The following is a 19519-nucleotide window of genomic DNA, read 5'->3' on the forward strand; positions in this document are numbered from 1 at the left end:
CCACCGACCCGCCACCACAACCCGGACTTGAACTGACCTCAGTTTGAGTTTAGGGTCGGTCGCAGTCAGGCTGCGTGGCCAACGGCGGCCGTGCTGCCGGAGCGCGGAGGAGTGCCGATGACGACACGAACGCTGACCGACCGGAACCTGGTGGCACGGAGAGCGGGCCTCGCCGCGGCCGTGGGCACCGCGATCGAGTACTACGATTTCGCGATCTACGGCTACCTGGCCGTGGTGCTCGCGCCCCTGTTCTTCGCGGGCCAGCACGGGCTGGTCGGCTTGCTCGGCACGCTCGGCGTGGTCGCGAGCGGGTTCCTGGCCCGGCCGCTGGGCGGGTTGTTCTTCGGCTGGATGGGCGACCGCCGCGGCCGTAAGGTCGTCCTGATGGCCACGGTGACCTGCATGGGCATCGCGACCACGCTCACCGGGCTGCTGCCGACCTACGCGACCATCGGCGTCGGCGCCCCGATCCTGCTGACGGTGCTGCGCATCGCCCAGGGGTTCGCGGCGGGCGGCGAGATCGGGGGAGCCGCGTCACTGTCCACGGAGTCCGCCCCGTCGCGGCGCCGCGGGCTGTTCGGCTCCAGCACGTCGCTCGGGATCTCCACCGGGATGGCCGCGGCCGCCGCGACGGTCGGCACGTTGAGCGCCCTCACCACGCCGGCGCAGCTGAGCAGCTGGGGCTGGCGGGTGCCGTTCCTGATCGCGGCACCGCTGCTGGTGGGCGCGGCGCTGTACCGGATGCGGGTCGAGGACTCACCACTGTTCCTCCGGATGGTCGAGGAACAGGCGCCGCCCAAGGCCCCGATCGCCGAGGTGCTCCGCGAGCACAAGGCGGGCGTACTGCGCCTCGTCGGCATCGCCTACTCGACGATGACCACCGGCAGCATCGCCTCGGTCTACCTGCTCGTGCACCTGTCCGCCGTACTGCACTACCCGCTGACCGGCTCGCTGTGGCTGATCGTCCTCATCGTCCTGCTGCCACTCGCGATCATCCCGTGGTCCGGCGCGCTCAGCGACCGGTTCGGCAGGCGGCGCCTGCTGGCCTGGAGCATGGTGTGTTTCGTCGTCCTCGCGGTGCCGTGCTTCCTCCTCATGCAGCAGGGATCCCTCGCGCTCGCCATCGTCGCCGCGCTGGTGCTGAACGTGCCGTTCAGCATGCAGCAGGGCGTGGTGTACACGCAGTACTCGGAACTCTTCCCGACCCGCGTCCGCTACACGGGCATCTCGCTCGGGTTCAACATCGGCGGCGTCATCGGCTCGGGGATCGTCTCCCTGGTGGCGACGTGGCTGGTCGCGGTCACCGGGATCACGATCGCCCCGGCGTTCTACGCCGTCTTCGCCGCGATCGTCGGCCTGTTCGTCATAGCCACCATGCGCGAAACCTCACGCGACGACCTGGACACCCCGGCCGCCGCGGAGCCGGCGCTGGAAGGGGAGAAGTGAACATCGTCGTCACCGGAGCGGGCAGCGGGATCGGCCACGCGGTCACGGAGCACCTGCTGGCGGAGGGCCACCACGTCGTGGCGCTGGACCTGAGAAAGCCCGATTTCGGTGGCCGCGCAACGGAAATCCAGTGCGACGTCGCGGACGCGGGGTCGGTGGAAAGCGCTTTCCGGGCGATATCCGCGATCGACGGGCTGGTGACCTGCGCGGGCGTGACTGACGGGACGCCGTCCGGCGAGATGCCGCTGAAGACCTGGCAGCGGCTGGTCGACGTGAACCTCACCGGCACTTTCCTTTGCATCCAAGCGGCTTTGCCCCACCTGTTACGGGCCTCGGGCGCGATCGTCACCGTCGGTTCGGTGGGCTCGCTCGTGGCGGCCGGGCGTTCGGCGGCCTACGACGCCACGAAGGGCGGCGTGCTGGCGTTGACCCGGAGTCTGGCCGCGGAGTACGCGGACCGGGGCCTCCGCGCGAACTGCGTCTGCCCCGGCCACGTGGCGACGAACCTCGCCGAGAACAGCGCCACTGACGGACTCCAGGCCGCGCCGAGGACGGCGATCGCGGGCCGGGTCAAGGCGCCCCTGCCCCGGGCCGCCGCTCCGGCGGAGATCGCGTCCGCCGTCGCGTTCCTGTTGTCCGGCAACGCTTCCTTCATCACCGGGGCGGGCATCCCGGTCGACGGCGGCTACACCGCCGTCTAAGGAATCAGGACCGAACGCCCGACCACCGCGCCCCGGTGAAGCCGCTCCAGCGCCTGAGTGGCTTCACCGAGTGGCGCGGTGGTCGTCTCCACCCGCAGGCTGCCGCGCGCCGCCAGCGCGATCACTTCTTCCAGCTCCGGCCGGGAACCCCAGAACGGCAGCGAAATCCGCATGCCCTGCGGCAGGTTCGCGGCCTTGGTGACTTCGATCGAACCACCGCCCGACCCGACGAGCACGAGCTCACCGGCCGTCCGCAGCAACTCGGGGCCGAACGCCGTCGTCGCCGGAACACCGGCGAAGTCCAGCACGGCGTCCGCGCCCCAGCCCTCCGACAACCGGCGCACGGCCGCCAGCGCCTCCTTCCCGTCCCGCGCGACGGCGACCGCGCCGAGTCGCTCCGCGAGCGCGAGCGCGTCGGGCCGGGTGTCCACGGCGACCACCCGGGCGTCGAACAGTTCCCGCGCGATCTGCAGCGCGAGATGGCCGAGCCCGCCGACCCCGATCACCACGATCAGCGCCCCGGTTTCGGCTCCCCGCAAGGACTTCAGCGCGTGATACGAGGTCAGCCCGGCGTCGGTGAGCGTTGCCGCCAGGCACGGATCGAGGCCGGGCGCGGGCACGACGGCACGGGCATCGACCACAATGGACTCCGCCATCCCGCCGTCCACCCCGAGCCCGATCCCCGCCGCGGGCAGTTCCCGACGGCGGTCGCAGTAGTTGGTCGCGCCCGCGCGGCATCGACGACACACGCCGCAACCGAGCGGCGCGTGCACGACGACCTGAGTGCCCACCTCGATTTCCGTGCCTGTTTCCTCGACGACCCCGCAGATCTCGTGGCCCAGCGTGAACGGCAACTCCCACGCGGCCCCGGCGCCCTCGTCGATGACGTGCAAGTCGGAATGGCAGACCCCCGCCGCCGACACGGCGAGCCGCACCTGGCCCGGGCCGGGGGAGGGGGCCGGGATATCGTCGAGACGGGCTTCGCCGGGGCTGAGCAGACGGAACGCGCGCATTTTCGTCCTTTCGGTTGTGTAGCGACAGAATTCAGGTCAGCGCGCGCTCCAGCCGCCGTCCACGTACAACTCGGACCCGGTGGTGTACCCGGAATCCTCGCTCGCCAGGAAGGCGACCGCGGCGGCCACTTCTTGGGGCTTGCCGAGCCTGCCCATCGGCGTGTTCGCGAGCATCGCCTCGTGCCGCTCGGTGCCGCCGTAGCGGGCCAGCAGTTGCTCGGTACCGATGAACGCGGGCACCACGGCATTGACCCGGACCCCGCGCTTCGCCCAGTGCAGGGCGGCGTTCATCGTCATCGAGCGCACCGCGCCTTTCGCCGCGGCGTAGGAAAAGCTGTTCGCCAGGCCGCCCGTGGCGCCGAGGATGGACGCCAGGTTCACGATCGCGCCACCACCGCTGCGCTCGATCGCCGGGCCCGCGTGCTTCATCCCGAGCCACGTGCCCGCCTGGTCGACCGCGATCACGTCCTCCCACCGGCCCGCGGTTTCGTCCTCGACGGTCGCCAGGCTGCCGATCCCGGCGTTGTTGACCAGCACGTCCAGCCCGCCCCACTCGCGCAGCAGCGCGTCGACGGTGTGCTGCCAGGCGTTCTCGTCGCGAACGTCCAGTTCGAACGCCGGCCCGCCCAGTGTTTCCGCGAGCGCGGAGCAGTCCGCCCGGTCGCTGAGCGCCACGGCGGCGCCCTCGTCGGCCAATCGGGTGGCGATCGCCACGCCCAGGCCGCCGGTCGCCCCGGTCAGCAGAACCTTCTTACTTGCCAAACGACTTCCCATGGTCTCCACTCCCGCCGTGCCGCGCACTTGACATTCAAACCGAACTGAGCTTAGTTCAGTTTATGGATGCTGACGAGATGCTGGCAACGACGCGGGCGGTCCGGAAGCGGCTCGACCCGGGCCGCGCGGTCCCGGCGGAGCTCATCCGCGAATGCGTGGACCTGGCGTTGCAGGCACCCGCCGGGTCGAACGTGGCGCGCACGAGGTTCGTCGTCGTGCGGGATCCCGGCCTTCGCGAACAGGTGGCCGCGGTCTACTCGGACATCTATCTCAACCAGTACCGGGATTCCGACGGCTACATCGGGCGGGTCGCCGCGAGGGACGCGGACAGCCAGCAGCGGACGGCTCGTTCGGCCGACGCGCTCGAACGCGCGCTGCACGAGGTCGGCACGATCGTGATCGCCTGCCTGGACGGGGTCCGGCTCGACGGGAGCCCGGCGTTCGCGAGCGCGTCGATGCTCGGCGGCGTGCTCCCGGCGACGTGGAGCTTCATGCTCGCCGCGCGCGCTCGCGGGCTCGGCACGTGCTGGACCACGATGCACCTGGCCAGGGAACGCGACGTGGCCGGCATTCTCGGCATCCCGTTCGAGACGGTCCAGCAGGTCTGTCTCACTCCCGTCGCTTTCACGAAGGGGGAGAAGTTCGCCCCGGCAGCCCGTCCCGGTGCCGAGGAGGTCATCCACTGGGACCGATGGGATGACAGCAAAGCCGGCGCACCGCCGTTGTCCGGCATCGCCCGGGCTTCGGCGTCCTGAGACGCACTACAGGAGGAAACCATGGCAGTCGAAGACGATCTCCAGTTCGAGCGGGACGGTCACGTCGCGCGGATCTGGCTCAACCGCCCGCACAAGCGCAACTGCATCACGGTGCCGATGCTGCACCGGCTCGACCGGCTGATCACCGAGATCGAGGCCGACCCGGAGCTGCGCGTGGTCGTGGTGCGCGGGCGCGGCAACACCTTCTCGTCCGGGTTCGACCTGGACAGCCTGCAGTCGGACTTCATCGGCAGCAGCACGGCGATGGACGTCGCGGTGGTCTCGGCGAAGGTGTGCGACCGGCTCTACAACATGTCGAAGCCGTCGATCGCGGTGCTCGAAGGGTATGTGACCGCTGGCGGGTTCGAGGTGTCCATCTCGTGCGATTTCGCGATCGCCGACGAGTCCGCGAAGATCGGCGACTTCCACATCCGCCGCGCCCTCTTCGGCGGCGCCGGCCCGATCTACCGGCTGCCGCGGATGCTGGGCATCCGTAAGACCAAGGAGCTGATGCTGACCGGGAAACTGTTGTCCGGCAAGGAAGCCGACGAGTTCGACCTGATCAACGCCAGCGCGCCCGCGGACAAGCTCGACGAGACGGTGGAGGAGTTCCTCAGCCACCTGCTCGACAAGAGCCCGTTCCAGATGAAGCTGACGAAGATGGCCGTGGACCGCGGCCTTGACGCCGACATCGCTTCGCTGATGGTGCTGGAACACCTCGCGGTGGGCGTCACGCTGAACTCCCAGGACGCCGCCGAGGGCGTGTCCGCCTTCCTCGAAAAGCGTGAACCGAAGTGGACGGGGCGCTGAGCGCTCCGGCCGGGCTGTTCGACCTGACCGGCCGCACGGCGGTGGTCACCGGGGCGTCTTCCGGTCTCGGCGCGCGCTTCGCCGAAGTGCTCGCCGCGGCCGGGGCCACGGTCTGGATCACCGCGCGGCGCGAGGACCGGCTGGCCGCACTGGCGGCCGGAAACCCCGCGCTGCGGCCCTTTCCGGCCGATGTGGCGAAGGAAGCAGACAGGGTGGCGCTGATCGAGGCCGTGCGGGCGGAGTCCGGCACGATGGACGTCCTCGTCAACAACGCCGGCGTCGGCAGCGGCGTGCGCCCGGCCGAGGAGACTCCGGAGCAGTTCGCGGGGGTCCTCGGCATCAACCTGGTCGCGCCGTTTCACCTCGCCCAGCTCGCGGCCCGGCAGGACGGGGAGCTCTCGGTGATCAACATCGGCTCGGTGCTGGGGCAGGTGTCGGCCGCCCCGGTCGGCGGGGCGAGCTACGCCGCGAGCAAGGCCGGGCTGCAGGGGCTGACGCGGGAGCTGGCCGGGCACTGGGGCCGGCGCGGGATCCGGGTCAACGCGCTGGCGCCGGGGTGGTTCGAGACCGAGATGAACGGCGGCCTGTTCGCCGACGAGCGTGCCGCCCGCTGGATCGAGCGCAACACGATGCTGGCCCGTGCCGGTCGTCCGTCCGAATTGGACACCGCGTTGCTGTTCCTCGCGTCCCCCGCGTCGAGTTACGTCACGGGCCAGGTCCTCACCGTGGACGGCGGGTGGACGGCACGATGAACGGAGGAGCGAGCGTGGACCAGGAAGCCGACCTGCTCGTCATCGGCGGCGGGATGGCCGGGCTCACGGCGGCCGCGCGGGCTGTCCGGGATGGCCTGCGGGTGGTGCTGGTGGAGCGGGCCCCGGCCCTCGGCGGTTCGGCGCTGTACGCGGGTTACCTGTGGACGGCGCCGACGATCGAGGCGATGGACCGGGCGAACCCGGACGGCGACCCGGCGTTGAAGGCCGCGCTGGTCGAAGGGTTTCCCGGGGCGGTGGATTTCCTGCGGGAGCTGGATGTCCCGTGCGGGCCCGCCGTCCCGATCCTGCGCTTCGGGCGCGGGCGCCAGTTCGACACCGCGCTGTTCGCCGAAACCTGCCGGAAGATCGTGCAGGACAAGGGAACCGTCCTCACGTCGGCGACGACGGAGAAGCTCGTCGTCGAGGCGGGGACCGTCGTCGGCGCGCGGCTCACCCTCGCCGGCGGGGAGGCCAGGACGGTGACCGCCCGCGCGACCCTGCTCGCCACCGGCGGTTTCCAGGCCGACCCGGACCTGCGGGCGGACTTCGTGCACGCCGGGGCGCGGGAGATTCCCTTGCGCTCCAACCCGTTCAGCACCGGCGACGGTCTTCGCCTCGCCCAGGGCGCGGGTGCCGCGGCGGTCAACCGGCATGGCGGTTTCTACGGGCACCTGGTGCCCGCGCACGTCGCGCTGGAGCCGGAGGTGTTCGTCGATCTGGCGCTCTACTACAGCGAACACGCGTTGCTGTTCAACCTGGCGGGGGAGCGCTTCGTCGACGAGACGGTGGGCGACCACCTCAACGCGATGGCGCTGCTCGATCAGCCGGAAGGGCGCGGGCTGCTGATCACCGATGCTCGCGGGTACCGCGAGTTCGTCACCGGCGCGTACGTCGAAGGCGCCCCGGCGACGGACAAGTTCGCGCTCGCCCGGCGCCGCGGCGGCCGCTGCGTGATCGCGGACGACGCCTCGGACTTCGCCGCGATGCCCCCGGAGTGGGGCTACGACGGCGCGAAGATCGCCGAAGAGGTCGCACGCCTCGCGAAGGGGCAGGCCCCGGGCCCGGCCCGCGAGTTCGATCCGCGGCCGCTGGACGAGCTGCCGTACTACGTCGTGGAGACCGTCCCGGCGATCACTTTCCCGTTCGCGGGAGTGCGGATCGACGCGCGCGGCCGCGTGCTCTCGGACTCCGGGGAAGTGGTGCGCGGGCTCTACGCCGCCGGGTCCGACATCGGCGGGCTCTATGCCGGGGCGTATGCGGGCGGCCTGGCCCCGGCGATGGTGTTCGCGCTGGCCGGCGTGGCCGACCTCGTCTCCGAGGTGAGATGAGGTCAGTTCGGCTACGGTTGCGCGAAAACCGTCCGAGGGAGGGAAGCGGAATGAGCATCGAAGCAGTGACCGAGGCGGCCGACGGCCCGCGCTCGAAGCGCCCGGCGATCCTGGTCGCCGCGATGGAGCGGTTCGGCGAGGTCGGGTACGAGGCGATCAAATGGTCGGAGGTGGCCGACCGGGTCGGGATCGGGCAGACCGCGCTGTACCACTACTTCGAATCGAAGGCCCATTGCCTGCTGACCATCATGCGGCTCGCGCTGCGCAATTCCGACGCCGCGTTCCGGAAAGGCGTGGAAGGAACCGGGGATTCGCTTTCCGCGCTGCGCGCCGCCGTGCGCGCCGCGTATGCGCTGTCACCCGGTGAAGTCCAGCAGAACCGGATCCTGCAGTCGAACATCGCGATCCTGGCGAACGAGCGGACCTCCGAGCGTGAGGAGAACGAACGGCAGCTGTGCCGGGAACTGGTTTCGCGGATCGAGCGGAACTGGACCGAACTCCTCGAAGAAGGAATGCGCCGCGGCGAATTCGCCGAGCAGGACGCGCGGCTGACGGCGCGCAACATGCTCGGCCTCATCGTCGGGGTATGGCGCTGGTACCGCCCGGACGGCGCGCTCACGCTCGACGTGATCGCGGAGTCCGTCGAAAACGCCTGCGTGCTCATCGCGACCGGCGGCAAGCCGCGCAAGAGCACCCCCAGGAAGAAACGGTCATGACAGAAGGGAAGTGCCGATGGTCATCGTCGACTACTACGCGCGCCTCGACGGCCCCGAGCCGTTGACCGGTCTCGACCTCGTCGAGCCGGATGTCGGGTTTTTGCTGGCATTGCCGGGGAACGAGGTCTCCGGTTCCGGCCGCGAGGAGCTCCGGGCGTACCTGGAAGGACGCCCGGCGGTCGGGCGCAAGCACACCGTGGTCCGGCAGAGCGCCGACGGTGACCTGGAAATGGTGTACGGCTACATCACCGAGGGCGACGGCAGGGGAACCGGGTCCTTCACCTCGGTCGCGCTGCTTTCGGCGGACAAGAAGTTGCTGCGCTACCAGTCGTTCTTCCACGCGGGGTTCAACATCTTCCCGCTGCCGGCGGGGGCGGCCGCGTGAGCGCCCCGCTGCTGACCCGGTGGTTCGCGACGATGGACTCCGAGCACCCCGAGGACATCCTCGGCCTGATCGCCCCGGACTTCCGCTTTTCCATCGTGTTCGGCACCGGCGGCGCCGAAGCCCGCGATTTCAACGGCGGCCGCGACGCGATGGAGGGGTACCTCGCCCAGCGCGAGAAGGGCGTGCTGACCCATCACGTGCTGTCGGGCAGCGTCGTCGGCACGGACGAACTGGTCCTCGGCCAGGCGCGCCGGGCCGGTGAGTTCGAGTCCACGTTCGTCGCCTGCGCGCGCCTGGACGAGGCCGGGAAGGTCGCCACGCTGATGATCGGCCGCTCGCCCGAACTGGACGTCGAAGCCCGCTGAAGTCGAAGGGAGACAGGATGTTCAACCTCGTTTTGCTCGCGGCCCGGCCGCCGGAGTGGACGCACGAGCAGTTCGTCGACTGGTGGCGCGGCGAGCACGCGGAGGTCACCTATCCGCTGCCGGGCCTGCGGGCGTGGCGGCACACGGCGGTGTCGAGCGCGCTGGAGCCACGGTCCGAGGGCTGGGACGGGGTGTCGGTGCTCAGCTTCGACTCCGAGGAAGCGGCCAGGGCCGCGCTCGCCAGTGAGGAGTGGGCGCGGGCCGTGGAGCACGTCGGGTCCATGCGCGGCAAGCGGATCGCCCTGCTCGGGGACGAGCGCGAGATGTTCCTGGGCTGAGGAGACACGGATGAAGGAGCTTCTCGCCGACCTGCGTTCCCAGGACCCCGCCTCGGTCGCGGTGATCGACAAGGACGGGGCACACACGCGGGCGGAAATCCTTGCGGCAGGGGAAGAACTCGCCGCCCGGCTCGAACGGGGCGCGACACTCCTGCTGCAGGCGGACAACACGTGGCGGACCGTGGCCGGGATGGTCGCTGCCGGGCAGGTCGGTGGCCTGCTCGCGCTGATCAGCCGGCACAGCACACGCCAGGAGTTCGAGGCCGCGCGCGAGGACATCGTCCCGGACGCGGTGCTCGCCGATCCCGGCGTCTTCACCGCGTGGGACGCGGGCGACGGCGCGGCCGGGGTGCTCGACGGCTGGCGCCTCGCGGCCGGGCCCGCGCAGCCCGCGGGCCGGTGGGGCGACGGCGCGGTGATCGGCCTGACCTCGGGATCGACCGGGCGGGCGAAGGGCGTCGTGCAGTCGGAAGCCGCGTTGCGCTACGCGTGCCGTTCGACCATCGAGGCGGTCGGGCTGCGGCCCGGCGACACCGTCGGCGGCATGGTCCCGTTGTCCTCGGCGGCGGCGATCTGCTTCGGCGCGTACCTGCCGCTCATGCTCGGCGGGCGGATGGTGTTGTCGGACAAATGGGACCCCGCCGAAGCGGTGCGGCTGCTGGCGGACCACGGCGCGCGCTGGACCATGTGCGTGCCGACGATGGCGTTGCAGCTGGCGGCCGCCGCGCCGGAAGAGGGCATGCTGGCCGGGATGACCGCGATGACCGTCGGCGGCGGGCCGATGGACGCGGGCGCGCTCGGCCGGGCCGAACGGCGGCTCGGGACGCGGATCCTGCGCGTGTTCGGGATGTCGGAATGCCTCGGCCACACCACGCCGTCACCGGACGATCCCGCGGAGATCCGCCTCGGCACGGACGGGATCCCGTTCCCCGGCACGGTGCTGCGGGCCGTCGACGAGGCCGGGATCCCGCTGCCGCCGGGGGAGGCCGGGCGCGCGCAGGTGCGGGGCCCGTCGTTGTTCGAGGGCTACGCGCGCGACGGCGCCGTCGTTCCGCCGGAGCTGACCCAGGACGGTTTCCTGCCGACCGGCGACCTGATCGAGGTGCGCCCGGACGGGCCGGTTTCGGTCAAGGGAAGGGAAAAGGAGATGATCATCCGCGGCGGGCGCAACATCGACATCGCGGAGGTCGAGAGCGCGGTAGGACGGCATCCGCGGGTGGACCAGGTGTGCGTGGTCGCCATCCCGGACGAGCTGCTGGGCGAACGCGTCGCCGCGCTCGTCGTGACTCCCTCGGAAAGCCTGGACCTCGCGGAGCTGCGGGCCCATCTGACGCGGGAAGGCCTGATGAAGGGGAAATGGCCGGAGTACGTGTTCCGTGTCGAGGCCCTGCCGCAGAACCGGGTCGGCAAGCTGTCGCGTCGCGACGCCGCCGAGCTGGCTTCGCGGTTACGGGACGGGGCGGCGGCGGGCTGAGTTCCGGGAACCGATGATCAGGCGCCCATCCCGCGCCACAGCAGGTCGGTCAGGCGCGCCGTCTGGCCGCGCCAGTCGCCGTCCGGGTCGAGGAAGAGCAGGCCGCCGAGCCCGCGCATGACGGTGTCCGCGTCGAGCCCGGGGCGGATGCTGCCCGCTTCCTCGTTGGCCCGCAACAAGGTTTCGACCGCGTTGACCACGGCCTCGAACGCGCTTGCGGGCAGCTGCTGCTCCGAGCGCGTCGCGGCGCGCAGCGCGTCCGCGAGGCCGCGTTTGGTCATCATGTAGCGGGCGAGGTGGTCGACGATCCAGATCCGGAACGCCTCCTCCGGCGTGTGCTTCCCGAGCAGCTTCGGCACCACGTCGACCATGTGCCGCACTTCGCGCCGGTAGACCGCGAGGATGAGCGCTTCCTGGGTGGGGAAGTGCCGGTACACCGTGCCGACGCCGACCTCGGCCCGCCGCGCGATCGCGTTGAAGGAAAGCCCGCCCGGCCCGGCCAGCGACTCGGCGGCCGCGGCGAGGATGCGCTCGTTGTTCCGGCGGGTGTCCGCGCGCCGGGGGTTGACGGCTCCGGTCGTCATCTTCCCTCCCCCTGATCCTTCGGCGGTACCTCACCGTAACCCGTGGGACCTGGAGTTGCTCCAGGCCGGTCGGTTGTTGCGAAGCGGATTCCGATCCGCTAGTTTCGGCCACAAGGCGAAGCGGATGATTATCCGGTTCGGTCGCCCTCGATCCACGGGAAGAGATCAGTGGACATCTCGTTGGAAGTCAATGGCACGCCCCGGCGGCTGAGCGCCGAACCCGGGGTGACCCTCCTGGACGCGCTGCGGGAACGGCTCGGCATCACCGGGCCGAAGAAGGGCTGCGACCGCGGCCAGTGCGGTGCCTGCACGGTACACGTCGGCGGCAGGCCGGTGCTGTCCTGCCTGACGCTGGCCGCCACGGTGCGCGGGCCGGTCACCACGGTGGAAGGGCTCTCCGGTGGCGACGAGCCGCACCCGGTCCAGCGCGCGTTCGCCGAGCAGGACGCCCTGCAGTGCGGGTTCTGCACGCCGGGCCAGGTGATGTCGGCGGTCGCCGCGGTCGAGCAGGACGTCGAGGACGTCCGCGAGTTCATGTCCGGCAACCTCTGCCGCTGTTCGGCGTACCCGAACATCGTCGCGGCGATCGAGCAGGCGAGGCGGGCCGATGCGGCCGTTTGAGCTCACCGCCCCCGCCACGGTCGAGGCGGCGCTCGACTCGTCCGGCACGTTCCTCGCCGGGGGCACCACGCTGGTCGACCTCATGAAGCTCGACGTCCTTACGCCGCGCCAGGTCCTGGACATCAACGGCCTTCCGCTGCACGGCATCGACACCGGTGACGGGCTGCGGATCGGGGCGCTGGAACGGATGGCCGACGTCGCCGCGCATCCGGGCGTGTACCCGGCGATCTCGCGCGCCCTGCTGCTGAGCGCGTCCCAGCAGCTGCGGAACATGGCCAGCATCGGCGGGAACCTGTTGCAGCGCACGCGATGCACGTACTTCCGCGACGTGGCGATGCCGTGCAACAAGCGTCATCCCGGTAGCGGCTGCCCCGCGATCCCGGATGCCGGCCGGATGCACGCGGTGCTCGGGACGAGCGACGCGTGCGTGGCGACGCACGCCAGCGACGTGGCCGTGGCCTTCGTCGCGCTGGACGCGGAGCTGCGGCTGGCGAGCGCGGCGGGAGCCCGCACGGTGAAACTGGCCGATTTCTACCGTCTCCCCGGCGAAACCCCCGACGTGGAGAACGACCTGCGCCCCGGCGAGCTGATCACGGAGGTTGTGGTGCCGCGGCTGGACTGGGCGGCGCGCTCCACCTACGTCAAGGTCCGGGACAGGCAGTCCTACGAGTTCGCGCTGTGCTCGGCCGCGGTCGCCCTGGACATCCGGGACGGCCGGGTGGCCGATGCCCGGGTGGCGGCGGGCGGCGTGGGAACGGTGCCGTGGCGGTTGCCCGCCGTGGAGGAGGCCCTGCGTGGCGAGCCCGCGACGCCGGAGTCCTTCGAGCGAGCCGCGTCCGTCGCCGCCGATGGGGCGAAACCGTTGGCGGACAACGCTTTCAAGCTCTCGTTGCTGAAGCGGACCGTCGTCCGCGCACTGCTGGAACTGACCGAGGGGAGCAGCCGGTGACGCCTCGCCTGGACGGCCCGCTGAAGGCCGCGGGACGCGCCGACTACGCGCTGGACCGCACTTTCCCCGGCATGGCGTACGGCTACGTGGTGCTCAGCACGATCGCGTGCGGCGAGATCGAGGCCATGGACGTCACGGCGGCGAAGAGCACGCCCGGCGTGCTCGGCGTGTACTCGCCGTTCGACCCGCTGGACCTCCGCCCGACCAGCACGCCGATGCTGGGCGAGACCTGGGTTCCCTTGCGGGACAAGGAAGTCGCCTACTACGGCCAGCCGGTCGGCTTCGTGGTGGCCGAGACGTTCGAGCAGGCCCGCGACGCGGCGATGCTGGTCGAGGTCTCCTACCGGGAACGGCCGGCGCGGACGTCGATGGAAGACGGTCTCGCGTCGGCGGAGCAGGCCCCGCCCGGCCGGGACGGTTCCCCGAACCCGCTGGAAATCCTCACTCCCGGCGTCGAGTCCTTTGAGGACGCGCTGGCGGCGAGCCCGGTCGTGGTGGAGGCGACTTACCGGACGGCGGCCCAGAACCACGCCGCGATGGAGCCGCACTCCGCCGTCGCCGTGCCGGGCGAGGCCGGGCTCACCGTCTACACCGGGAACCAGGCGTCCACGATGATGGCCGGCGAACTGGCCGGTGCACTCGGCCTGGAACCGTCCGAGGTGCACGTGCTGAATCCGTTCGTAGGCGGGGCTTTCGGCGGCAAGGGCCGCACCTCGGTCCCGGCGTTCCTCGCGGCCGCCGCGGCCAGGGCGCTCGGCAGGCCGGTCAAGGCGGCGCTGGCGCGTGAGCAGGTTTTCACCGCCACGGCGAACCGTCCGGCCACGGTGCAGAAGATGACCCTCGGCGCGGACGAGCGCGGCACGCTGATCGCGCTGCGGCACGACTCGTGGAGCAGTACGCCGATGGACCGCTCGTTCATCGAGCCGACGTCGCACGGCACGTCGCGCGAGTGGTACGCGACCCAGAACCTGTCCATCAGCCAGAAAATGGTGCCGCTGAACATCCCGCCGACCACGTTCATGCGCGCGCCCGGTGAGGCGCCGGGGTCGTTCGCGCTGGAGAGCGCGATCGACGAGCTGGCCGTCGCGCTGCGGATGGACCCGATCGAACTGCGGACGCGGAACAGCTCGGCCGCCCCGCCCGGCAAGGACCTGCAGTGGTCGAGCAAGCATCTCGACGAATGCTTCCGGATCGGCGCGGAAAGGTTCGGCTGGGCGCGCCGGGCGCCGCGCGGGCACACCGACGGCGACTGGCTCGTCGGTGTCGGCACGGCGACGGCGATGTTCCCCGCGCTGCGGTTCCCGGCCACGGTCGAGGTCACGCTGCGCGCGGACGACACTGCGGTCGTCGGGACGGGCGGAGCGGACCCGGGCACGGGCCTGCTGACCGTGCTTTCCTTGGTGGGAGCGGAATCCCTGGACATCGAGCCGGAGCGGGTCACCCCGCTGCTCGGCGATTCGGCGCTGCCGCCGGGCGGCCTGTCCGGCGGGTCGACGGCGACGGCGAGCACGGGCACGGCCATCATGATCGCCGCGGCGGGCCTGATCGACGAGCTGCTGGCCGTCGCCTCGGCGCCGGGCGCGCCGTTCGAAGGGCAGGAGACGTCGTACGCCGACGGGCGCGTGCTGGGTGGCGGCAGGTCGATGACGTTCGGCGAAGTGCTGCGCGCCGTGGGGCGTTCCTCACTCGCCGCGAAGGGCTCGTCGGCGCCGGGGGAGGAGCTGACCAAGCATTCGTTCAGTTCCTTCGGGGCCCAGTTCGCCGAGGTGCGCGTGCACCGGCTGACCCGGGAGGCGCGCGTGTCGCGCATGCTCGGGGTGTTCGACGCCGGCCGGATCATCAACGAAAAGGCGGCGCGCAGCCAGCTCATGGGCGGCATGATCTGGGGTGTTTCCGCGGCGCTGCACGAAGGTCTGGAGGTGGCGGCAGGAGGCCGGTTCGCGAACGCGGACTTCGCCGGGTACCTGCTGCCGGTGCACGCCGACATCCCCGACGTCGAGGTGCATTTCGTCGAGTACCCGGACACCCTGCACAACGACCTCGGGGCGAAAGGCCTCGGCGAGATCGGCGCCGTCGGCATGGCCGCGGCGGTCGCGAACGCGGTGTACAACGCGACCGGCATCCGGGTCCGCCACCTCCCGATCCGGATCGAGGACCTGCTGGACTGAGCTCACAGGCGGTAGGTGCGTTCGGAGAAGTCCTCGTCCTCGCGGGGTCCGCGCTCGGGCGGTGCCGGCTCGACGGCTGTCTCGCATTGCTCCAGGAGCTGCCGTTCGTACTGTTCCGCGTTGGCGACGGCGTCCGCGCGGTCCAGTTCGGACATGTTCCGCCAGGCTTCGGCCAGCGGCGCCGTCTTTTCGCGCAGGATCTCCGCGTACGCCGACGAGTACGCGGCTTCCCGGAGGCTGAACCGGCCGTCGAGGACCTCTCGCGCCAGCTCCGCCAGGTGCGGGTCGCCGCCGTCGGCCATGCTCCGGAGCAATGCTCGCTCGACCCGCCTGCCGCGTTCACCGCCCCAGACGTCATCCATGGCATTTCCCTTCAGGGGCTTCGGGATGGTCGTAAGCCTTGGGCAGCGGCAGCCGGCCGGGCACGGGTGGCAGCGCCTGGACGAGCTCGCTCCCGGCGGCCAGTGTGTGCGCGACATCCTTCGAAGGTCGAGGCCGGCTGCCTTAAGCGCCCCAGCCCCCGGAGAACACGTCGGTTCCGCAGATCGCGCTCAAGAGCGCACGCACCCAGTGCGAGACGGAGACCTTCTCGGCGATGTCGTCGGCTACGCCTTTCGCGTTGTCTATGACGCCGAACTCGCTTCCGCCCAGCTTTGACTTGTCGGGCTTCCCGGGAGCCTTGGCGGCGGGCCGCGGGGTCACGTCGTGGAACTTCGGGGCGCCCGGGGCGAACTTGACGTCATCTTCCCGGAGGGGGCGATGGTAGACGGGCGGAACCCGGTATCCCTCGTCCAGCCGCCTCGCCACCTCCTTTTCGCGGTCTTCGTAGAAATCCGCGGCGACCCCGAGCGAGCATGAGTCGTGGCTGAGCCTGTTGGAGATCGTCTTGCTGTCCTCGAAGGCGCGCTGCTGCCAGGGCGCGATCTTGGCGATGAAGACGTAGAGCGGGATTTCGGTTCCGTGGCCTGCCGGATCGGGGCCCAGTGTCGGCCGTGGCCGCGGGATCGGGCCAGAACCTTTCAGTTCGGGCCGAAACGTGCGCCGCCGCGGGGCGGGCCGTCTACTCTGCGGAGTCGTGCATGATCCTGGGGACCGGCTCGAACTGCTGCCACTGATCCAGCGTGGACTCCTCGACGAGGAGCTGCGCGAGGTGATGAAGCGGGACGTGATCTCCCAGCAAGCGGTGCTGCGAGCCGTCTGGGGCGATGAGGAACTGGCCGACCGCGTGCGCGGCGCGCGCACCGGTTACCTGCGGGATCCCGATCGCACGATCGAAATCTCCGCACGCCTCCGCGACGACATCCGTGGCGGGGCCGTCACGCTGCCGCCTCCGGGCCTCATCGTCGGCGCCGTCTCTCTCCTCGTGCTCCTGGGTTTCTGCCTCGCCTTCCTGTTCGGCTGGACCGACCCGCCCGTCTGGGGCCAGGCGCTGAGCGGACTCGGCTTCGTCGCCGCGTTGGCGGGGTTCGCCAGGCTGGTCCGGTCGGCGGCGCCCGAGCTGAGCGACTTGGTCGCCTACTTCGCCGACTCGGAGTCCCGGATCTGGCGCTCCTACGCGCTGCAGGAGATTATCCTGCCCGCCCTGCGCCATGAGGTCGAGAAACAGCGGAAACCCTTGTACCACACGGAATGGGCAGTGCGGTCGGTCCGTGATCTCGACACCGAGGGTGCCGCGGTGCTCACGCCCGCGAGGATGCGGCTGTGGAAGGCCATCGACCGCTCGACCACCGGCGCGATCGCGCTCGCCGGGCACCGCGGGGCGGGCAAGAGCACCGCGATCGAGCAGGTCGCCGCCGGGAGGCCCGGCACGCGACCGCCGCTGACGGTGGTCGCCGCGGCGCCGGCCAGCTACGAGGCCCGGGAGTTCGTGCTCTACCTGCATACCTTGCTGTGCCACAAAGTTCTGGCGAAAACGCAGGACTCGATCGGGCGGCGGCTGGAACCGTCGGCCAGGACCCGTGAGGAGACGGTCCGCTCGGTCCTCCGGTACCTGGTCGGCGCGGCTGTCCTCGTGCTGTGCGGAACGCTGGCCTGGAACCTGTCCTCCGGGGCTTTCGCCAGGGATCTCGGCCGGATCGCCACCGGACTGCCCGGCTCGCTCGGCCACGCGTTGTCCGGCCACAGCTTCTGGCAGGCGACGGTGCTCCTCCTCATCGGACTGTTCGCGCTGGGCCTCCTCTGGGATGTCATCGCTCTACTGTGCAGGGCGCTGCGCGCACTGGCGGCGGGCTCACGCTGGCTGTTCAGCGATCCCGACAGCCGCCCGCTGCGGCTGTTGCGCCGCGAAGCCCACCGGCACCTGCTCACGATCCGTTTCCTGCAGACCTACACCACCGGCTGGTCGGGCAAGCTCGCGTTCCCGCTCAAGGGTGAAGCCGGGCTCACCCGCTCCATCCAGAAGGCGGAACAGCAGCTCACCTACCCGGAGGTCGTGGACGCGTTCCGCCGCTTTGCCGGGGACGTCGCGAAGGTGCTGCGCGCCGAGGAGGTCGCGGACAGGCTGATCATCGCCATCGACGAGCTCGACAAGATCGGCGATCCGGAACAGGCCCAGGAGCTGATCAACGATCTCAAGGGCATCTTCGACATCCCCGGCTGCCTGTTCCTGGTGTCGGTCTCCGACGACGCGATCATCGCGTTCGAACGCCGTGGGCTGCCCGCGCGCGACGCCTTTGACAGCGCTTTCTCGGAGATGATCCGGATCGAGCAGTTCACCCCGGAACTGAGCCGCGACTGGATCGGCTCGCGGCTGCCCGGGCTGCCGGAGCCGTTCCGCGTGCTGTGCCACTGCCTGTCCGGCGGGCTGCCCCGCGACCTGCGCCGGTATGTGGTGGACATGCTCGACATCGTGGACGGCGGCGAGGCGGCCACCCTGGAAACGGTCGCCGGGGAACTCGTCCGGCGCGAGCTGGCACGCAAAGCGCCCGCTTTCGCCGGTGCCGCAAGGAATATCGTGAGTTCCGCGCCCAAGTCGGAGTTGATCGCGGACCTCGTCGCCCTGCCCACCTTGCACGGGAACGCCGACCTGCTCGCCCTGGCCGCGAAGCTGACCGCGGCGGGGGAGCAGGACGCGGCGCTGGCGGATCTGGGCTGGGAGAGCGGCAGCTACGTGCTGTTCTGCACGACGATCCGGGAGCTGTTCACCGACGCCGTGACCGAGGAGCTGCTGTCGAACGCGCCGGGCCGGGACCCGCATCTGCTCGCGATCGCCCGGCAGCAGATGGCCTTCGACCCGCGCGTCTCCTGGCGGCTGCTCACGGAATTCCGCGCCGCCCACGACCTGAATCCGGCCACGAACGAGACGAGCGTGACGGGTTAGGACGTGTTTGCGTGGCGGGGCTGTACCCGGAACTCTGTCCGGTTTACGTTGCCGTGTTTGCCCGTGCGGTCGGTGAGTTTGCCCGCTGCGTCACTGATTTTGCCGGTCCGGTCGCTGAGTTTGCCCACGGTGGCAGCGGTCGGCCAACTCGGTGACGCCAGCGGCCAACTCGGCGACGCCGGGGGCCAACTCGGTGCCCTGGCGGGCAAACACACCCGCGCGTAAAGACCACCGGACACTAGTCCGGGAACTCGCCCGTGCCCGCGTCGAGATTCGGGCCGTACAGCGCGGATTTCAGGGTTTCGAGCAGGTCCTCGAGCGTGGTCTGCCGCGGCGCTTCGCCAGGGGGCGTGAGGGTCCAGGTGTCCGCCCAGCCGACCGTGTAGACCTCACGCCGGTAGTTTTCCAGCTCCACGAACAGATCCGCGTTCCCCTCGTTCCGGGTTATCCACGACACCAGGAGCTTGGGCCGGTAGAACTCCCGCTCCTGCTCGAGGCTCCCGTCGTTCCCGCGGAACCGCATCTTCAGGAACGGCCGGGGTTCGCGCCCCCATTTCGTGCCGGGCACGCCCGAGGGGTTGCGGTACCGGTACTCGGCCTCGGCCTGGTCCTCGTCGCCGGTGAACTCGCAGCGGAACGCCGGCACCAACGCCCGGACCGCCGAGTGCAGTTCGGCGTCCTCGGTGTAGTAGCCGTGCACGCCGGGGCCCGCGGCGACCACGGCGTCGAAGGCGTAGCCGGGGTGCGAGAAGCCCTCGGCCAGCGTCAGCGGGCGGTCGGTGATCAGCTCGGTGGCGTGGTCCCTCGCGAAGGACAGGAGCGCGACCGCGAGGCCCTCGTCGAACGAGTCGAGCGCGTAGGCCTGGAAGGCGTTCTTGCCGTCCGCGGTGAGCGCGGCGCTGAAGTCGAAACCGGGGGCGTTCGACCAGTGCCACGCCTCGGGCAGGTCGCCGAGGCCGGTCACGTTCGGTTTCGCCGAGAACGTCTCGGTCAGCTCCACTGCCACCTCCGTGGTCGGCGG

At 70.7% G+C, this 19519-nt stretch carries 21 protein-coding genes; 15 read left to right on the forward strand and 6 right to left on the reverse strand.

Annotated elements, in window-relative coordinates:
- The first annotated feature begins 117 nt into the window (after positions 1–117).
- Together FPZ12_RS39860 and FPZ12_RS39865 are read left to right on the forward strand one after the other, a co-directional pair.
- On the forward strand, positions 118–1446 hold the full coding sequence (locus tag FPZ12_RS39860) for an MFS transporter (RefSeq protein ID WP_144762611.1): 1329 nt from the start codon (positions 118–120) through the stop codon (positions 1444–1446).
- The gene (locus FPZ12_RS39865) at positions 1443–2147 is read left to right on the forward strand and encodes an SDR family NAD(P)-dependent oxidoreductase (RefSeq protein ID WP_144762608.1); all 705 of its coding nucleotides are present in this window, start codon (positions 1443–1445) and stop codon (positions 2145–2147) included. The genes FPZ12_RS39860 and FPZ12_RS39865 overlap by 4 nt, the downstream gene beginning before the upstream one ends.
- Here the strand turns inward: FPZ12_RS39865 and FPZ12_RS39870 are convergent.
- Together FPZ12_RS39870 and FPZ12_RS39875 are read right to left on the reverse strand one after the other, a co-directional pair.
- A complete protein-coding gene (locus FPZ12_RS39870) occupies positions 2144–3160 on the reverse strand; it encodes an NAD(P)-dependent alcohol dehydrogenase (protein WP_150980716.1) in 1017 nt (338 codons plus the stop codon). The two genes, FPZ12_RS39865 and FPZ12_RS39870, sit on opposite strands and share 4 nt — an antisense overlap.
- A gap of 36 nt (positions 3161–3196) precedes the next feature.
- Positions 3197–3922, reverse strand: a complete 726-nt coding sequence (locus FPZ12_RS39875; RefSeq protein WP_243770269.1) for an SDR family NAD(P)-dependent oxidoreductase — start codon at positions 3920–3922, stop codon at positions 3197–3199.
- 89 nt (positions 3923–4011) lie between these two features.
- On the opposite strand from FPZ12_RS39875, the gene FPZ12_RS39880 reads away from it, so the two are divergent.
- The 9 genes from FPZ12_RS39880 to FPZ12_RS39920 are packed head-to-tail and all read left to right on the forward strand — an operon-like array spanning position 4012 to position 10857.
- Entirely contained in the window at positions 4012–4689 is a 678-nt protein-coding gene (locus tag FPZ12_RS39880) for a nitroreductase family protein (protein ID WP_243770270.1), read from the forward strand.
- A gap of 21 nt (positions 4690–4710) precedes the next feature.
- Positions 4711–5499 carry an enoyl-CoA hydratase/isomerase family protein gene (locus FPZ12_RS39885; RefSeq protein WP_144757267.1) on the forward strand — a complete coding sequence of 263 codons (789 nt, stop codon included), beginning with the start codon at positions 4711–4713 and terminating at the stop codon, positions 5497–5499.
- On the forward strand, positions 5484–6251 hold the full coding sequence (locus FPZ12_RS39890) for an SDR family NAD(P)-dependent oxidoreductase (protein ID WP_243770271.1): 768 nt from the start codon (positions 5484–5486) through the stop codon (positions 6249–6251). The genes FPZ12_RS39885 and FPZ12_RS39890 overlap by 16 nt, the downstream gene beginning before the upstream one ends.
- A 14-nt stretch (positions 6252–6265) precedes the next feature.
- Complete coding sequence (locus tag FPZ12_RS39895) at positions 6266–7579, forward strand: FAD-dependent oxidoreductase (protein ID WP_243770272.1); 1314 nt, start codon at positions 6266–6268, stop codon at positions 7577–7579.
- A gap of 50 nt (positions 7580–7629) precedes the next feature.
- Complete coding sequence (locus tag FPZ12_RS39900) at positions 7630–8295, forward strand: TetR/AcrR family transcriptional regulator (protein ID WP_144757271.1); 666 nt, start codon at positions 7630–7632, stop codon at positions 8293–8295.
- 16 nt (positions 8296–8311) lie between these two features.
- Positions 8312–8680: a nuclear transport factor 2 family protein gene (locus FPZ12_RS39905; protein WP_144757273.1), complete on the forward strand. Its 369-nt coding sequence runs from the start codon at positions 8312–8314 to the stop codon at positions 8678–8680.
- The gene (locus tag FPZ12_RS39910) at positions 8677–9045 is read left to right on the forward strand and encodes a hypothetical protein (protein WP_243770273.1); all 369 of its coding nucleotides are present in this window, start codon (positions 8677–8679) and stop codon (positions 9043–9045) included. The genes FPZ12_RS39905 and FPZ12_RS39910 overlap by 4 nt, the downstream gene beginning before the upstream one ends.
- A gap of 17 nt (positions 9046–9062) precedes the next feature.
- A complete protein-coding gene (locus tag FPZ12_RS39915; protein WP_144757275.1) occupies positions 9063–9383 on the forward strand; it encodes an EthD domain-containing protein in 321 nt (106 codons plus the stop codon).
- A gap of 10 nt (positions 9384–9393) precedes the next feature.
- Positions 9394–10857: a class I adenylate-forming enzyme family protein gene (locus tag FPZ12_RS39920; RefSeq protein WP_144757277.1), complete on the forward strand. Its 1464-nt coding sequence runs from the start codon at positions 9394–9396 to the stop codon at positions 10855–10857.
- 17 nt (positions 10858–10874) lie between these two features.
- On the opposite strand, the gene FPZ12_RS39925 is transcribed toward FPZ12_RS39920, so the two are convergent.
- Positions 10875–11441 carry a TetR/AcrR family transcriptional regulator gene (locus FPZ12_RS39925; protein WP_144757279.1) on the reverse strand — a complete coding sequence of 189 codons (567 nt, stop codon included), beginning with the start codon at positions 11439–11441 and terminating at the stop codon, positions 10875–10877.
- Positions 11442–11609: 168 nt separating this feature from the next.
- Between FPZ12_RS39925 and FPZ12_RS39930 the strand changes: the two genes are divergently transcribed.
- Genes FPZ12_RS39930 through FPZ12_RS39940 form a run of 3 tightly spaced genes read left to right on the forward strand, consistent with a single transcriptional unit; the run spans position 11610 to position 15179 of the window.
- Entirely contained in the window at positions 11610–12062 is a 453-nt protein-coding gene (locus FPZ12_RS39930) for a (2Fe-2S)-binding protein (protein ID WP_144757280.1), read from the forward strand.
- Positions 12049–13011 (forward strand): FAD binding domain-containing protein, encoded by a 963-nt coding sequence (locus FPZ12_RS39935; protein ID WP_144757282.1) that lies wholly within the window; start codon positions 12049–12051, stop codon positions 13009–13011. Before FPZ12_RS39930 ends, FPZ12_RS39935 begins: the two co-directional genes overlap by 14 nt.
- Complete coding sequence (locus FPZ12_RS39940; protein WP_144757284.1) at positions 13008–15179, forward strand: xanthine dehydrogenase family protein molybdopterin-binding subunit; 2172 nt, start codon at positions 13008–13010, stop codon at positions 15177–15179. Before FPZ12_RS39935 ends, FPZ12_RS39940 begins: the two co-directional genes overlap by 4 nt.
- A 2-nt stretch (positions 15180–15181) precedes the next feature.
- Here the strand turns inward: FPZ12_RS39940 and FPZ12_RS39945 are convergent, their stop codons facing one another.
- Positions 15182–15541 carry a hypothetical protein gene (locus tag FPZ12_RS39945; RefSeq protein WP_144757286.1) on the reverse strand — a complete coding sequence of 120 codons (360 nt, stop codon included), beginning with the start codon at positions 15539–15541 and terminating at the stop codon, positions 15182–15184.
- A gap of 142 nt (positions 15542–15683) precedes the next feature.
- On the reverse strand, positions 15684–15986 hold the full coding sequence (locus FPZ12_RS39950) for a hypothetical protein (protein ID WP_144757288.1): 303 nt from the start codon (positions 15984–15986) through the stop codon (positions 15684–15686).
- A gap of 268 nt (positions 15987–16254) precedes the next feature.
- Here FPZ12_RS39950 and FPZ12_RS39955 point away from each other — a divergent pair, with 268 nt between their 5' ends.
- Positions 16255–18498 carry a hypothetical protein gene (locus tag FPZ12_RS39955; protein WP_144757290.1) on the forward strand — a complete coding sequence of 748 codons (2244 nt, stop codon included), beginning with the start codon at positions 16255–16257 and terminating at the stop codon, positions 18496–18498.
- A 238-nt stretch (positions 18499–18736) separates the two neighbouring features.
- On the opposite strand, the gene FPZ12_RS39960 is transcribed toward FPZ12_RS39955, so the two are convergent.
- Positions 18737–19498, reverse strand: coding sequence for a hypothetical protein (locus FPZ12_RS39960; protein WP_144757291.1), 762 nt, complete (start codon positions 19496–19498; stop codon positions 18737–18739).
- Between the last annotated feature and the right edge of the window lie 21 nt (positions 19499–19519).

Origin of the sequence: Amycolatopsis acidicola, assembly GCF_007713735.2 — a bacterium.
GTDB lineage: Bacteria > Actinomycetota > Actinomycetes > Mycobacteriales > Pseudonocardiaceae > Amycolatopsis_E > Amycolatopsis_E acidicola.